Annotated in this window: 10 protein-coding genes; 5 read left to right on the top strand and 5 right to left on the bottom strand. The window is 65.6% G+C overall.

Annotation, left to right across the window (positions count from 1 at the left end; genetic code table 11):
- Positions 1-51: 51 nt before the first annotated feature.
- Together ACZ92H_RS06630 and ACZ92H_RS06625 are read left to right on the top strand one after the other, a co-directional pair.
- Positions 52-3,357 (top strand): hypothetical protein, encoded by a 3,306-nt coding sequence (locus tag ACZ92H_RS06630; RefSeq protein WP_465048756.1) that lies wholly within the window; start codon positions 52-54, stop codon positions 3,355-3,357.
- Positions 3,358-3,365: 8 nt separating this feature from the next.
- On the top strand, positions 3,366-4,448 hold the full coding sequence (locus tag ACZ92H_RS06625; RefSeq protein WP_465048755.1) for an OmpA family protein: 1,083 nt from the start codon (positions 3,366-3,368) through the stop codon (positions 4,446-4,448).
- A gap of 632 nt (positions 4,449-5,080) precedes the next feature.
- Here the strand turns inward: ACZ92H_RS06625 and ACZ92H_RS06620 are convergent.
- Positions 5,081-7,786, bottom strand: coding sequence for a M1 family metallopeptidase (locus ACZ92H_RS06620; protein ID WP_465048754.1), 2,706 nt, complete (start codon positions 7,784-7,786; stop codon positions 5,081-5,083).
- A gap of 243 nt (positions 7,787-8,029) precedes the next feature.
- Here ACZ92H_RS06620 and ACZ92H_RS06615 point away from each other — a divergent pair, with 243 nt between their 5' ends.
- Positions 8,030-8,728 carry a glutathione S-transferase family protein gene (locus ACZ92H_RS06615; protein ID WP_465048860.1) on the top strand — a complete coding sequence of 233 codons (699 nt, stop codon included), beginning with the start codon at positions 8,030-8,032 and terminating at the stop codon, positions 8,726-8,728.
- Positions 8,729-8,810: 82 nt separating this feature from the next.
- Positions 8,811-9,434 carry a glutathione S-transferase family protein gene (locus ACZ92H_RS06610; protein ID WP_131373004.1) on the top strand — a complete coding sequence of 208 codons (624 nt, stop codon included), beginning with the start codon at positions 8,811-8,813 and terminating at the stop codon, positions 9,432-9,434.
- 126 nt (positions 9,435-9,560) lie between these two features.
- Here ACZ92H_RS06610 and ACZ92H_RS06605 read toward each other — a convergent pair whose 3' ends face one another.
- Together ACZ92H_RS06605 and ACZ92H_RS06600 are read right to left on the bottom strand one after the other, a co-directional pair.
- A complete protein-coding gene (locus ACZ92H_RS06605) occupies positions 9,561-11,666 on the bottom strand; it encodes a prolyl oligopeptidase family serine peptidase (RefSeq protein ID WP_465048753.1) in 2,106 nt (701 codons plus the stop codon).
- 196 nt (positions 11,667-11,862) lie between these two features.
- On the bottom strand, positions 11,863-12,288 hold the full coding sequence (locus ACZ92H_RS06600; protein WP_131373006.1) for a RidA family protein: 426 nt from the start codon (positions 12,286-12,288) through the stop codon (positions 11,863-11,865).
- A 145-nt stretch (positions 12,289-12,433) separates the two neighbouring features.
- Here ACZ92H_RS06600 and ACZ92H_RS06595 point away from each other — a divergent pair, with 145 nt between their 5' ends.
- Positions 12,434-13,363 carry a LysR family transcriptional regulator gene (locus tag ACZ92H_RS06595; protein WP_465048752.1) on the top strand — a complete coding sequence of 310 codons (930 nt, stop codon included), beginning with the start codon at positions 12,434-12,436 and terminating at the stop codon, positions 13,361-13,363.
- On the opposite strand, the gene ACZ92H_RS06590 is transcribed toward ACZ92H_RS06595, so the two are convergent.
- Positions 13,360-13,779, bottom strand: a complete 420-nt coding sequence (locus ACZ92H_RS06590) for an RcnB family protein (RefSeq protein WP_465048751.1) — start codon at positions 13,777-13,779, stop codon at positions 13,360-13,362. The genes ACZ92H_RS06595 and ACZ92H_RS06590 overlap by 4 nt on opposite strands.
- 108 nt (positions 13,780-13,887) lie before the next feature.
- A complete protein-coding gene (locus ACZ92H_RS06585) occupies positions 13,888-15,507 on the bottom strand; it encodes a CehA/McbA family metallohydrolase (protein WP_465048750.1) in 1,620 nt (539 codons plus the stop codon).
- Positions 15,508-15,833 lie beyond the last annotated feature (326 nt).

Genomic DNA, 15,833 nt, shown 5'->3' with positions numbered 1-15,833 from the left:
CCACTTTTCAATCACTTGCCGCTTGCCATTGCCGCCAACGAGAAACCGGTCATGAAGAAACATCCCCCCGCGCCCCGGCGCCTGGCCGCCCTGCTGGCGCTGCTGGTCTTCCCAGCAGCCAGCCAGGCGCAGCTGCCCTTGCCGGACAGCGCCGCCGGCCCTGGCGTGGTGGCGCCCGCCTTTTTTCCGGGCAAGGTGGGCCTGGCCGACTACGCCATCAACCGGGGCGTGGCGCGCATCGCCGTCGAGACGGACCACGGCGAGGCGCCGGCCGATGGCCAGAGTCCCGTCAAGGTGACGGTGAAACTGTTTGACGAACAGGGCAAGCCTTTGACGGGCACGGCCCTGCTGACCATCGAGGCCAGCGGCGGGCGCATCCTGCTGCCCGGCGCGCGCACCGACGAGCTGGGGCCGGAGCGGCGCGACGTGGACAAGGTCACGCCCGGCACGCAGCTGGCGGTGGAAAATGGCGAGGCGACCTTCAGCCTGCTGGCCCCCGCCACGCCGCAGGACGTGCTGCTGCGCGTCTCGGCCGGTGCCGTGACCGCGCAGGGCACCATCAGCTTCCTGCCGGAATTGCGCGACATGCTGGCCGTGGGCTTGATCGACGGCATCATCAGCAAGCGCAGCCTGTCGAGCAGCGACATTTCGCCATCGCGCTTCAACGATGGTTTCGAGCGCGACATCCAGCGCTGGAGCCGCGCTTTTAATAATGGCAAGGCCAATGTGGCGGGCCGGGCGGCGATGTTCTTGAAGGGAACCATCCGTGGCGACGCCCTGTTGACGGCCGCCTACGATTCGGACAAGGATACGCGCGCGCGTTTGATGCGCGACGTTAATCCGGAAGAGTTTTACCCCGTCTACGGCGACAGTTCCGTGCGCAACTTCGACGCCCGCTCCAGCGACCGCCTGTATGTGCGCATCGACCAGCAGAAAAGCTATGTGCTGTACGGCGACTTTGCCACCGGCGACGGCTTCAGCCAGATGACGGGCGGCGGCGCCGTGGCCAGCTTGCAGCAAAGAAAACTGGGCCAGTACAACCGCACGGCGACGGGCGGACGCGGCCATTACGAACAGGACGGCATCGTCGCCAATGCCTTCGCCATCAACGACAGCCTGAAGCAGGTGGTGGAAGAATACCGGGCGAATGGCACGTCGGGACCGTTTGCCGTGCGCAACAACGACGCCATCGAAAACTCGGAAAAGATCGAGATCGTGGTGCGCGACAAGAACCAGAACGGCAATATCCTGCAGGTGACGCAGCTGCGGCGCTTCGAGGACTACAGCTTCGAGCCGTTCAGCGGGCGCATCCTGTTCAAACAGGCGATCCCCGCGCTGACGCCGAATGGCGATCCGCAATCGATCCGCATCAGCTACGAGGTGGACCAGGGCGGCGAGAAATTCTGGACCCTGGGCGTGGATGGGCAGGTGCAGCTGGGCAAGATGGTTTCCATTGGCGGTTCGGCCGTGGAAGACAAGAATCCTTTGTCGCCTTACAAGCTGCACAGCGTCAATGCGGGCTTGCGCCTGGGCGAGCACAGCCTGCTGGTGCTGGAGGCGGCGCGCACCACCTCCACCAGCTACAGCGCGGGCGGCAATATCTACACGACGCCATCGGGCCAGGCGGGCGAGCTGCGCGATGAAGTGAGCGGCAACGCGGCGCGGGTCGAGCTGCAGCACAAGGATGACAAGCTGGACGCGAAAGCGTACTGGAGCCGTTCTGACCGCGACTTCAACAACACGGCGGCCGGCATCACGGGCGGACGGGGCGAGGCGGGACTGAAGGCGGGCTACAAGCTGACCCCGGCCGTCACCGTGTATGGCGAGGCCATCCGCAGCGACGAGCGCAGCACTGATGCGCGGCGCGAGGCGGCCCGCCTGGGCGTGGCGTGGAATGCCAGCGAGCGCTGGCTGCTCGACGTGTCCGTCCAGCACATGAAGGAATCGGGCGGCATGCCGTCGACGGCCGGCATCGCGCCGAACACCTCGCCGCTGGGCACGGGCTTGAATCCCACGGGCGGCTTCTTCGGCAACGGTTCTGCCAACACGGCCATCGATCCCGTGACGGGCAGCAGCATCACCACGTTTGCGCCCATCAACCCGGGCGTGGGCAGCGGCACCACGGCGCCGCTCGACGCCACCACCGTGCGCCTGGGCGCGCAGTACAAGGCCACGGACCGCTGGACCCTGACGGGCGACGTGGAAAAAAGCATTGCCGACACGGACCAGCACCGCTATGGCCTGGGCGCGCAATACCAGCTGGCGGAGCGCAGCCGGCTGTATGCGCGCTATGAAAACCAGACGGGACTGGCATCCGCGTATTCGCTCAATCCGGCCGACCGCAGCACCAGCTTTATCGCCGGCGCGGACACGGGCTACATGCCGGGCGGCACCGTGTTTGGCGAGTACCGCATGCGCGACGCCATCGATTACAGCCTGAGCAACCAGCGCGACCTGCAGCTGGCCTCCGGCTTGCGCAACACGTGGAACCTGGGCGAAGGACTGGCGGCGAATACGCATATCGAATACCTGAAAGTCATGAACGGCCAGCAGCAGCAAGCCGTGGCCGTGGCGGCAGGGCTGGATTTTTCCACCAGTCCGCTGTGGCGCGGTTCCGTCAAGCTCGAGTACCGGCGATTGTTCGACAGCGAGATCGCGCCCGGCGACCAGCGCCAGGATCAATGGCTCAACACCATCGCCTGGGCGCGCAAGCTGAGCCGCGATTGGACTTTCCTTGCGCGCAATTATTTGCTGTACACGCGCAACAACGACGACGCCAGCGGCGCGCCGGTCGGCAACGTGCTGCAGGACCGTGCCCAGCTGGGCTTTGCCTGGCGTCCCGTGGACGACAACCGTTTTAATGGCCTGGCCCGCTATGAGTACAAGACGGTGCGCGACCAGTCGCAGATCGATGGCGACAATTATCGCGCGCATATCGTTTCCACGCATGTCGATTACCATCCCAGCCGTCCGTGGTGGTTCACGGGACGTGTCGCCGCCAAGCACAACAACGACAGGAACTTGCCGGCTGGCCAGGAAAAATACACGGCGTGGCTGTTCTCCGGGCGCACCGTGTATGACGTCAGCAAGAACTGGGACATCGGCGTGCTGGCGGCCGTGATGGGCAGCCCGCAAGGGGGCAGCCGCCAGTGGGCCAACGGCGTCGAAGTGGGCTATCTGCTGGCGCAAAACCTGTGGCTGTCGGCCGGCCACAACTGGTCGGGCTTTTCCGACCGCGACCTGACGGGCGCCGACTACACGGCGCGCGGCCCGTATTTGCGCCTGCGCTTCAAGTTCGATGAAAACCTGTTCAAAGGCAAAGACGCCACCATCAACCGCACCCTGGCCCGGCCATGAAAACTACCATGACACCCAAAATGACACCGACGATGACACCGACGAAAAGCCTGATGATGACGCTGCTGCCGCTCGCCAGCCTGCTGGCCATGGGGCTGGCCCAGGCGGCCACGCCCGCCCTGCAAACGGCGCCGCTGGCCATGCCCGAACTGCGCATCAGCGACCGTGCCGTTGCCGCTGACCAGCAAGCCTACCGGCTGCTGCAGGAACGCATCAAGAAACTCAACGATGGCGGCGTGCGCGTGGGCGATTATTATTTGTCCAAGGCGCAATGCTGGCTCGACGTGTCCTTCCACGAATACACGCGCAACGACCGCTCGGCCTTTCCCCTGCAAGCCTTGCAGGAATCGGCGAAGATCGTCGCCGCGCTGGAAGACGGCAGCCAGCCCAATCCCGGCGACGCCACGCCGCTGCTGAACGATGCCACGCGCTTGCGCGACGACCTGTGGGCCAGCTTTGGCACACTGCGCGCGTCGCCCGGCTTTGCCTGCGCGGCGCAGAAGGTGGCGTGCGGCGAAGTGGAATTGGTGCATGCGGGTAATGAATACAAGCAGCAGGGCTGGCGCCATGCGAATCCGTACGTGCAGCTGGCCGAGGATGCGCAGGCGGCGGCGCAGTCCGCCGCAGCATCCTGCCCGGCCGACAAGCCCAAGCCCGACCCGCAGCCGGAAATCCTGCCGCCGCGCATCGAGCATGAGCGCATCACCCTGGACATGGATGCCCTGTTCCGCTTCGACAAGGCCGGCCCGGCCGACGTCTTGCCGCAGGGATTGGAAAAAATCCGCGCACTGGCGGCGCGCCTGCAGCAGGGCTATGTGCAGATCGATACCCTGTCCGTGACGGGCCACACGGACCGACTGGGCACGGACAGCTACAATCAGGCCCTGTCCGAGAAACGGGCGTTGACGATCAAGCAATTACTGCGCGAGCACGGCATCGACAATGTCATCAGCGCGTATGGCAAGGGCAAGGCCGAGCCCGTGGCCGCCTGCGATAAAGTGGCGCCGCGCGCCGCCCTGATCGCCTGCCTGCAGCCGAACCGCCGGGTGGAGATCGAGCTGACCGGCATTAAGCGCGCGCGCAATGATTAGATGATTGCGCACACAGCAGGATGGCGCCCGCGCCGCGCGGCACCGGTGGCAAGGTGCGCGACGGACGCCGGTGGAGGCCGTGCGGGGCGCGGGCCAGCGGCCCCAGTGTCATGCGCGACGCGTGCGGCGCCGGAAAAGCGGCATGACAGCGCTAAAGTTTAGCCTGCGTCATGGGCCGGTCATATGCCGCTGGTATGATGCTTTTGTTGGCACACAGCATGCATTGCGCACATCACTACGCTCCGGGAGCGATAGGATGCAGGCATGACTCAACAGCTTAGCCGGTGAGCTCAACCATCGGCACCAGACACGTCAAACTTGTTTTGATAGCAATGAATGCAAGGCAGGGAACGGGAAAAACGGGCATCGGGTGAGGGATTTAATGAAGTCCTAAGCCTGGGGCAGGGAAGGGCTGGCATAGTGGACACATGGCGCACGGAAACCCCGGGCCCAAGGTTGCCGGACACCTCACTGACCGGCACGATTTCCGCTATGTTTGTATTAAGCAGTTTTTCCCAGTTTATCCCTGCGCTCTGAAACAGCGTTTCAACCGGCTGCCGCGACTAGCGAAGCCGGTTTTTTTTTGCCTGTTGATTTGTCAGGTCCCGGCGCCGCGGCGCCGGGAAACCTGCTTAGCCTGCCTGTTTCGCCAGCCAGGCATCGATGGCCGGCAGCCGCTCGGCGCGCAGCTTGATGCGGTAGGCGATGCCGGCCACGGCGCTGTCGGCGTCGCCGCGTGCGCCTTCGGGCAGATTAGCCTGCGCATACGCCTGCAGCTTGGCGATCATCTGCGGCTGGGCGGAGGCGGCGGCCAGGCGCGGGAAATAGCGGCTGCGCGAGCTGGCGTCGATGCGCGCATTGACTTGCTCCAGGTGCGCCAGCGCGAAGTCGAAGGCCAGTTCCGGATGCGCGCGCGCCACGCGCGAGATCATGGCTGGGCTGTTGGTCACGCCCGGTTCATCCGTCAGCGCCAGGGCCAGCGCGCGCTGCGCCAGGGTCGTGTCGTCGCTGGCCGCCAGCAAGTCGTACAGCTGGTTCTTGATCAGCGGCGTCTTTTCCTGCCGTGCCCTGGCGTGCAATTGCTCCCATGTGGCGCTGTTGGCATGCTGCGCCACGACGCCCAGGATGGCGCGGCGCAGTGGCGCCGGCATGGCGGCCGGGTCCTGCTCGCTGGCCGCATAGCGGCGGCGCGCCTCGGCCAGCACGCCCGCTTCGCCCATGTCGCCGAGGATGGCGATCAGCTGGGCGCGCAGGGTCGTCACGCTGGACGCTTCGCCGGCGCGCGCTTCCCAGCCTGTTTGCGCCATCATCGGCGCCAGGCGGGCCATGGCGAAGCGGCCAAACGCCTGCTGGCGCGCAGGATCGCCGGCGTACTGTTCGTAGAGGCCATTCAACGCGGCGGCCACCTTGCCCAGCACTTGCGGGTCGGCCGACAGGGGCGTGGCCTTCACCAGTTCCAGGAAGTCGGACGGCGACTGCGGGCCCGCCATGCCCAGCGACTGGCTGTCCGCCAGCAGGCCCAGTTGATCGATGGGTGCCAGGCGCGCAAAGCTGCCGGCCAGCGCGCGCGTGCCCGATGGCGCGTACAGGGTGCGGTAGTAGCCGCTCTGTCCCGCGTTCACCAGCAGGGCGCCGCAGCCGGGCACGTTCATGGTTGCCTTGCCATTTTTTACCAGCACCCTGGCTTCTCTGGCATTGCCGACCGTCGAGGCGATCACGGGCACTTGCCATGACAGCGGTTTTTTATCCGCCTGGTCCTTGGAAAACTCCGTCTGGCGCAAGGTCACGCGCGTGCTGCCCTTGCGGCACACGGCGTCGCCCACCGTGATCATCGGCACGCCCGGCTGCAGGGTGAAATCATGGGCGATGGCGCTGACGGGCTTGCGGGCCGCCGCATCAACTTCGCGCCACAGGTCGTCGGACACGGTATTGCCATACGCATGCTTGCGCATGTAGCTGCGCACGGCCGTGCGCCAGGTGTCGGCGCCCACGTACGCTTCGAGCATGCCGATCACCGCCTTGCCCTTTTGATAGGTGATGCCATCGAAGGCCTGGCTGGCCTGCTCCACCGTGGCGATGCGCTGGATCACCGGGTGCGTGGTGCGCAGCGCGTCCTGGCCCATGGCCGATTCGCGCCCGGCCACGTTCGACAGGGCCGTGTTCCACTCGGGGTGCAGGCGCTGCGTGGTGCGCCCTTCCATCCACGAGGCAAAGCCTTCGTTGAGCCACAGGTCGTCCCACCAGCGCATGGTGACCAGGTCGCCGAACCACTGGTGCGCCATTTCATGCGACAGGGTGGTGTAGATGTTTTCCTTGTCGGCCTGGGTCGAGATGGCCGGATCGAGCAGCAGGCCATATTCGAAGGTGAAGACGGCGCCCCAGTTTTCCATGGCGCCGAAGAACTGGCTGCGGCCCGGCGCGGCGATGTTGTCCAGCTTGGGCAGTGGATAGCGCACGCCGAAATAATCGTTGTATTCGCGCAGCAGGGCGCTTGACTCGTCAAGCGCGAAGCGGCTTTGCGCCAGCGCGCCCTTTTTCGTGATCACGCCGATCTCCGTGCCGTCGGACATCTTTGTAGCGCGCTCGAAGTCGCCCAGGCCGAAGAACAGCAGATAGGTCGACATGCGCGGCGTGGTGGCGAAATACACGTGTTTCTTGCCATAGCCCAGCTCTTCGCTGCGGGCAATCGGCATGTTGCCGACGGCCATCTGGCCGCTCGGCACGACGACGTCGAGCGCGAAGGTGGCCTTGTAGTCCGGTTCATCCCACGATGGCAGCATGCTGCGCGCGTCCGAGTTCTCGAATTGCGTGTACAGCGCGCGCTGGCGCCCTTCGGGCGTGTCGTAGTCGAGCGAGAACAGGCCCGTCGCCTGCGTGCCGATCTTGCCGCTGTAGTCGATGCGCAGCAGGTATTCGCCCTTGTCCAGCGGCTCGGCGAAATGCACGGTGGCCGTCTGCTTGTCCGTATCGAAATCGATCTTGCGCGTCACCTGCTTGCTGCCGCCCGCGCCTTCGATGGCGGCGGCGGCAAAGGCCAGGTCCAGCGCATTGAAGGTGATGCTGGCTGTCGGCCTGTCGATGGCCACCTTGATGGCGACTGCGCCCTTGAAGGTGGCGGCAGCGGCGTCCGGCGTGATCGACACGATGTAGTGCAGCGGCGTGACGCCGCGCGGCAGCTGCGTGGTGGTGCTGGCGGCATGGCTGGCCGAGACATACCTGGCTTTGGCGGGGGCGGCGTGGACGGCGTTGCTCGCGCTGGCAGTGGCGATGGCGCCCAGCGCCAGCGCGGCGGCGGCCAGCTGGCTGCGGCGGAAAAGGGGAGTTGGAGTGCGATGCATGGTATGCCCTGGATTCGTGAGGTAAACGCCCGCCGGCCGGATAGGCCGCAGGCGTGGATGACGGTGGCGGGACCTCGCTGGAGCTGTCGGCCAGCGTTCCCGTCCAGCAATCTAAGGCGAAACGGGGGCAAAGTCAACGCGCCGTGGGCGCCGCGCCGCGACCGGGCGCTGGTATGATGGGCGCCTGATCATCCGCCGGGAGCATGCATGACTGACTTGACGACTGACCTGATGATTGACCTGATGATTGACCTGTATACGGCCGCCACGCCGAACGGCCACAAGGTTTCCATCGCGCTGGAAGAACTGGCGCTGCCGTACACCGTGCACGCGCTGGAGCTGTCGCAGCACCAGCAGAAGGAGCCGTGGTTCCTGGCCATCAATCCGAACGGCCGCATCCCCGCCATCGTCGACCGCGGGAATGACGATTTCGCCGTCTTCGAGTCGGGCGCCATCCTCGTCTACCTGGCGGAAAAGACGGGCCGGCTGATGCCGCAGGACGCCAAGGGCCGCTCGCGCGTGATGCAGTGGCTGATGTTCCAGATGGGCGGCGTCGGTCCCATGATGGGACAGGCGAACGTGTTTTACCGCTATTTCCCGGAAAAGATCCAGCCCGCCATCGACCGCTACCAGGGCGAAAGCCGGCGCCTGCTGCGCGTGCTCGACACGCACCTGGAACAGCATGAATACCTGGCCGGCGACTATTCCATCGCCGACATCGCCAACTGGGCCTGGGTGCGCACGCACAAGTGGTCGGGCGTGGCGATCGACGACATGCCGCACCTGCGGCGCTGGCTGGCCGCCATTTACGCGCGCCCGGCGGCGCAGCGCGGCATTCTGATGCCCGCCTCGCCCATCGACAGCGATGCCGATGCGGCCAGCACGGCCGCGTTTGCCGCCGGCGCCCGCGCCATTGTCGAAACGGGCCGACCGCCATCCTGATTTTCAGGCACCGGCATCTTCCACCACCAGCATCTTCAACCACCGGCATCTTCAACCACCATAACAAAGCGAGACCCAGCACATGAAACTGTATATCAGCCCCCGCACGCCGAATCCTCGCCGCGTCACCATGTTCATCGCCGAAAAGGGCATCACCGGCATCGAGGAAGTGGCGCTTGACCTGATGGCGGGCCAGCACCGCGACCCGGCCTTCCTGGAAAAGAATCCCATGGGCCGCGTGCCGGCGCTGGAATTGCCGGATGGCCGCGTGCTGGCCGAGACGCGCGCCATCTGCACCTACCTGGAAGGCCTGCACCCGCAGCCTAACCTGATGGGCGAAGGCTTCGAGGAGCGCGCTTTCATTGAAATGGCCGACCGCCGCGTGGAGCTGCACCTGTTCATGGGCATCGCCAACGCCATCCGCCACAGCCATCCGGCCCTGGTGGCACTGGAGAATCCGCAATTCCCCGATTTCGGCGCGGCGCAGGGCGCCAAGATGCGCGAGACGGCGCAATGGCTGGACCGGCTGCTGGCGGGACAGCCCTACATCGCCGGCGAACGCTTCACCATCGCCGACATCACGGCCTTCTGCGCGCTGGAATTTGCGCGCGGCCTGATGAAGTACAAGCCGGGCGCGGAGGGACTCGCGCACCTGCAGGCCTACCGCGACCGCATCGCCGAGCGGCCCAGCGCGCAGGCAAAGTAAGCGTGCCGTGCAAAACGCCTGCGCCGGAGTCTCCGGGCAGGCGTTTTTTTTGCTGCCAGCCAGGCCAGCCTTACTTCAGCCGGGCAGGTCGGCTTGGCGGAACGCGTCATCCCGCATATCCGCCCTTTACTTCAGCTGTTCCTGCAGGAAGGTATAGGTCAGTGCCCACATCAGCGCCTGCTGGTCGTTGTTGGCGGCGCCCGCATGGCCGCCTTCCGTGTTTTCCCAGTACAGCACGTCGTGGCCTTGCTCTTCCATCCTGGCCACCATCTTGCGCGCATGGCCGGGGTGCACCCGGTCGTCGCGCGTCGAGGTGGTAAACAGCACGCGCGGATATTTCTTGTCCTTGAAGACGTTCTGGTACGGCGAGTACTTGCTGATGTAGGCCCATTGTTCCGGCACGTCCGGGTCGCCGTACTCGCCCATCCACGAGGCGCCCGCCAGCAGCTTGTTATAGCGGCGCATGTCGAGCAGCGGCACCTGGCTGACGACGGCGTTGAACAGGTCGGGGCGCTGCACCAGCACGGCGCCCGTCAGGAGGCCGCCATTGCTGCCGCCCATGATGCCCAGGTGGCGCGGGGTGGTGATCTTGCGGGCAATCAGGTCCTGCGCCACGGAGATGAAGTCGTCATACGCGCGCTGGCGGTTTTCCTTCAGCGCCGCCTGGTGCCAGCGCGGACCGAATTCGCCGCCGCCGCGGATGTTCGCCAGCACGTACACGCCGCCTTTTTCCAGCCACGCCACGCCGGTGGTGCCGCTGTAGCTCGGCTTCAGCGACACTTCAAAGCCGCCGTAGCCGTACAGCACGGTCGGGTTGCTGCCGTCGAACTTCGTCTTCTTGTTCATGATGGCGAAATACGGCACTCTGGTGCCATCCTTCGACGTCGATTCGAACTGCTCCACCTTGTACGGGGTGGCGTCGTAGAAGGCGGGCAGGGACTTGATTTTCGTCCGCTTGTCGCTCTGCGCCGTGCCCAGGTACAGGGTGGTGGGGTTGAGGAAGTCCGTGACGGTGAGGAAGTACTGGTCCGAATCGACCGGGTCGAGCGCGCTGGCGGCCAGGGTGCCCAGCTTCGGCGCGTCGACGCTGCGGCGCAGCCACTTGCCGTTTACGCGGCGCAGTTCCGTCAGGCGGTTCTTGACCTTGTCCAGGGTGGTCACGAGGATGGCCGATTTCGTCGGCGTGACATTGTCCAGCGACGAGGTGGCGGTGGGCGCGAACAGCACTTCCAGGTCCTGCTTGCCCTGCATGAAGGCCTTGAAGTCCGTGGCCAGCAGGGCGCCTTGCGGGTAGGTCTTGCCGTTGACTTTCCAGTCCGAGCGCAAGGTGATGATCAATTGATCGCGCACGGTGAAGGCTGTGGCGTCGTCCGGCTTCGGTACCTTGGTCAGCCTGGCGCCGTCGCGCAGGAACATCTCGCCGCTGTAGAAATCGATCTGCCGCTCGATGAACTGGTGTTCATAGCCTGGCGTGAAATCCTTGTAGGCGCCGGCGCTCAGGTCGTCGGCCCTGGCTTCATACACGGTCTGCGCCTGCGGCAGGGGCGTGCCGCGCTGCCATTGCTTGATGATGCGCGGGTAGCCGGAGCTGGTCATCGAGCCAGGGCCGAAGTCGGTGGAGACGAAGAGGGTATCCTCGTCGATCCAGCTGGCGCTGCCTTTCGCCTCGGGCAGGGTGAAGCCGCCGTCGACAAAGGCGCGTTTCGCCACGTCGTATTCGCGCACCACCTTGGCGTCGCCGCCGCCGCGCGACAGGGAAATCAGGCAGCGTTCGCCCTTCGGATACAGGCAGGAGGCGCCGGCCCAGACCCAGTTTTCATTCTCGCCGGCGGCCAGCTGGTCCAGGTCGATCACGGTTTCCCAGCTCGGTTCCGCCAGCTGGTATTGCGCCAGGGTGGTGCGGCGCCAGATGCCGCGCACATGCTGGGCATCGCGCCAGAAATTATAGTAATACTCGCCTTCCTTGCTGACGTAGGGGATGCGTTCCTTCGAGTTGAGGATGGTTTTCAGGCGCGCCTGCAGGGCAGGGAAGCCGGGCTGGCTTTCCAGCTCCTTGACGGTGACGGCATTGTGCTGCCTGACCCAGGCCAGCGGCTTGTCGCCGAGGACGTCTTCCAGCCATTGGTGGGGATCGGCAGGGGCGGCGGCAGGGGTGGGTGCTTGCGCATGGGCAATGCCCGCTGCGGCCAGGCCGAGCAGCATGCTGCCGGCGAAGGTGCGATATGACGACATGTAGGGTTCCTTGATGGTCCGGGTGGAGGCCGTGTTGCAGGAAAAACGGCGCAGCCATGGTGCCATGGATTGCTGAGGGGAACCAGTGTCTCGTGGATATCAGTAAAGGCTTGGCATGTTTTTCCTATAATATTCGCCGAGGCTGCGCCAGGCCGTATATTCTGCGGCGCTGGCGCTGGCGCGGTCCGGATACGGGCTATGCCGGCAGCTTGGCCACCACCTTGATTTCGAAATCAAAACCGTACAGCCACGTCACGCCCACGGCCGTCACGGTGGGGTGCGGCGCCGCGCCCCAGTACCCGGCTTGCACGATATCCCAGATGCGCTGGAAATTCGCCTCCGGATTGACGATGAACACCGTCACGTCGATCACGTCGTCGAAGCTGCAGCGGGCGGCGTGCAGGATGGCGTTCAGGTTGTCGAAGGCCAGCCTGACTTGCGCTTCCAGTTCCGGTTCCGGCGAGCCGTCGGCGCGGCTGCCCACCTGGCCCGAGACAAACAGCAAGCCAGCGGCCCGCACGGCGGGCGAATAGCGGTTCTTTTCATACAAGGCCTGGCGTCCGGGCGGGAACACCACGTCGCGCTGGTTCGTGTTGCGCCGGTTGGTATCGACATCGTTCATTGCATTGCTCCTGGGTTGGTCGGTTCGCTGTGCAGCCGGACCGGCTGCCTGGAACACACTGTAGCCATCAAAGCAGTGCAGATAAAGGGGCAAGTCTCCCCAAGACTGTTTGTATAATCCAAACAATCGAGTGGCGGAGGTGACGATGGACAAGCTGGATGCGATGCGCGTGTTTGTGCGGGTGGTGGAGACGGGCAGTTTTACGCGGGCGGCCCAGACCTTGCACATGAGCCGCGCCAGCGTGACCCAGCTGGTGCAGCAGCTGGAAGCCCGCCTGCGCTTGACATTGCTGAACCGCACGACGCGCAAGGTCAACGTCACGGCCGATGGTGCCGCGTATTACGAGCGCATCGTGCCCCTGCTGGCCACCCTGGACGAGATTGAAACCACCTTGCCCGGCGCCGCCGCGCTGCCGCGCGGCCAGTTGCGGGTAGACGTGCCCAGTCCGCTCGCCAGCATGCTGCTGGTGCCCGCGCTGCCGCAGTTTTCCGCCCGCTATCCGGACATCCAGCTGGACATGGGCGCCAGCGACCGCATGGTCGATGTAATCGGGGAAAATGTCGATTGCGTCATCCGTGGCGGGGAAGTGCGCGACCAGTCGCTGGTGGCGCGCAAGATCGGCGACTTGCAACTGGCCGTGTATGCGGCGCCCGGCTATCTGGCGCGCGCGGGCATGCCCGTGCACCCTGAGCAGTTGCAGGAGGCGCGGCACCGCATCGTGCGCTTTCGCTGGGGACGCGACGGCAGTTTACCTGCCGTGATGCAGCAGGGCGACACGCGCGTGACGATCGAAGGCCAGCACATCCTGTCCATCGATGACGGCAACGCCTACCTGGCGGCAGGGCTGGCGGGTCTGGGCGTGCTGTGGCTGCCCGACTACATGGCCAGGCCCCACGTGGCGGCAGGGACGCTGGTGCCGCTGTTCCCGCAGTGGCGGATCGCACCGATGCCGCTGTACCTGGCGTATCCGCCGAACCGGCATGTCAGCAAGAAGCTGCGCGTCTTCATCGACTGGGTCGCCGACTTGATGGCGCTGCATGCGCCCGTCGTGCAGGGCGGCATGCGCCAGGGTTAGTTGCCCAGGATAATATTCGCGATCAAGCCCGTTGCCACCGCCATCAGCACGTAGTCATTGTCGACCTTCACCCACTGGTGGCCGCGAGGCGGAGGGCTGAGGCGGCGGGCGCGCCAGTCATTGACGACATGCTGCCTGGTGCGGTACTCGGCCGGCAGGCGATTGCCCTTGTGCAGCTCGTGGCGCGGACCGACGCCACGGCTGCCTGGCTGCCCGTGGCTATTCTCCGGGCGGCCATGGTCGTTGCCGCGGTGATCATCACCATGCTTGTCGCCGCGTTGATCGCCGCGTTCGCCGCGCTGTTCGTGTTGCTGCGCCATGCGGTCGTTCTGTTCGTGGCGATCCTGGGCGAAGGCCGATGCGCCGCTGGCCAGCAAAGTGGCAATCATGGCGGAAAAGACGATGTTCTTGTTCATGGGGGCTTCCTTCCTGGACGATGGCCGGAACATATTTCCAGGCCTATCGTCGATTGGAACATTGCCTGGCGGTCCCGTCAGTTCGCTAACGTACGCAGCGTTGGCGTGCTAAGGCAGCTGATTGACCCAGACGGGCGCCGACCAGACGATGTTGCCGTCATCCTGCGTCAGGCGCGCATAATAAAAATGCGGGCCGGGGGCAGGCGTGACGGTGATGCTGGCCTGGTCGGCGATGGGCGTGACGGAACCGTTGCCGCCTGGCACACCGTGGAAGATGGCGATGGCCGCCGCCTGGCGCCCCGCGCTGTTGCTGAAGCTGGTGGCCAGCTGCAGCGTCCCCTGGTTGTCGAAGCGTTCGCCCATCGGCCTGCCATTGGCCGTGAACAGCAGCTGCGCATGCTTGTCCATGGTGGCAAACACGCGGCGCGCGCGCAGCGCTGCGAGGAAGCTGTCGCGTGACAGGGGCATGCCGGCTTGTGCCTGCATGAGCACGGCCGTGCGGTTGCCATACGCGGCGCCCCAGTTGGCGCAGTGGTTGTCCTGGTTGCTGCTGAACGCCACGTGGTAGCCGGCCGCCAGCGCCCGGTTGCAGGCCGCCTCGTAATTGCTGCGCCGGTTTTCCGTTTCCTTGTCGTTGCTGGAAAATGCGGACGTGTTCATCACTTCGCACAAGACCATGGCCGCATCGCCATCCGGCGTGTAGCCCAGCGGCTGGCCATTGACGAGAAATTGCCCCGCGTAGGCGGGATGGTTGAATTGGCCCAGCCAGCCACGCGCGCGCATCAGCGCATACAGGGCGGGGTAGTCGCTCTTCGGCGTTTCCACATCGGCCAGCAGTTCGCCGCGCGCGTTCCTTTCCCAGCCCAGCAACTGCTCGCTATTGAAAATATTCAGGTGCCCGCCCTTGTTGATGACGCCCCATTCCATGCCGTACAGGGCCAGGAAGCCGGGATGGGCGGCCGAATAGGCGGCCGCTTCGGCCAGGCCCGTCTGGTACAGGGCTTTCGCCTCCGCCGGTTCCGCCGCGCTGTTGGTGCCGTCGGAACCGTCATACATATGATTGTGCTCGGACGTCAGCAGGGCGTCGAGGCCATGCTGCTGCGCATACACATAGGCATCGATGGGGCCGAACGGCGCCGTCTGCGGCTCCTGCGCGCCATTGCAGGCATCGAGCGCCGCGCCGCCGTCGCTGTGGCGCGTCTGGCTGTGCAGGTTGGCGTAGACGATGCGGTAGCCGGCCTGGCCATCAAGGCCGGACAGTTGCCGCATGCCGGCCTGGAAGGCGGGGATGCGGGGCGCGGCGCTGCGCCCCCGCTGCACCTGGATTTGCCACTGCTGCTCCACCTGCGCTGCCTGCGGCGTGCCCGGGTCGGCCACGGCAAGCAGGCGCAGCTGGTACAGGCCGTCCGCTGCCTGCACGCGGCGTTCGCGGGCATCGGCGTCGGTCCGCCCGTCCCACGGCAGGCTGATGCTGCGCTCGCCGGCACCGCCGGCGCCCACCTGTTCCGTGCCTGCCCAGCGCCGCAGCACGGCGCCTTGCGGGCCGGGGCCGGACAAGGTCAAGCTCCAGCGCACGGCGTGCGGGCGGCCCGCGTCCGGATAGGCGAGGCGCACGACAAACGTGCGCGCCTGCGTGCCGCGCTGGGCCGGCGCGGCGCGGAACGGTGCTTGCACGGTGGCATCAAGTTCGCTGTGTTCCTTGGGCGCCGCACCGGCTTGTGCCGCCACGCTGCTGCTCCAGGCAAACAGGAGCGCGCCAACGCAGGCACACGCCATCCATCTGCCTTGGCGCCAACGTTGCCACCAAGGCAGATTGCCGATGCGATTGCTCCGCTGATTGCTCGCGTTCACTCGAATGTTCACCGGATTGTGCACGCGATCGCTCACCCGCTCCTCCCGTTTCGTCTTGCCAATAGTATTTAGACAAGCCGTGCGCTGCGCCAGTTCCCGCCTGCACCAGGAAGTGGCGTGTCTGCACCGTCAGGTGACATGATCTGGCGCAAACTGCGTGCCGATAAGGCCGCGTGCCCGGGCCGCGGCCTGGCACGGCGCTT

The sequence above is a fragment of the Janthinobacterium foliorum genome, from assembly GCF_978021625.1.
The sequence above is the reverse complement of the archived record's forward strand: the minus strand, read 5'-3'. Positions and strand labels throughout refer to the sequence as shown.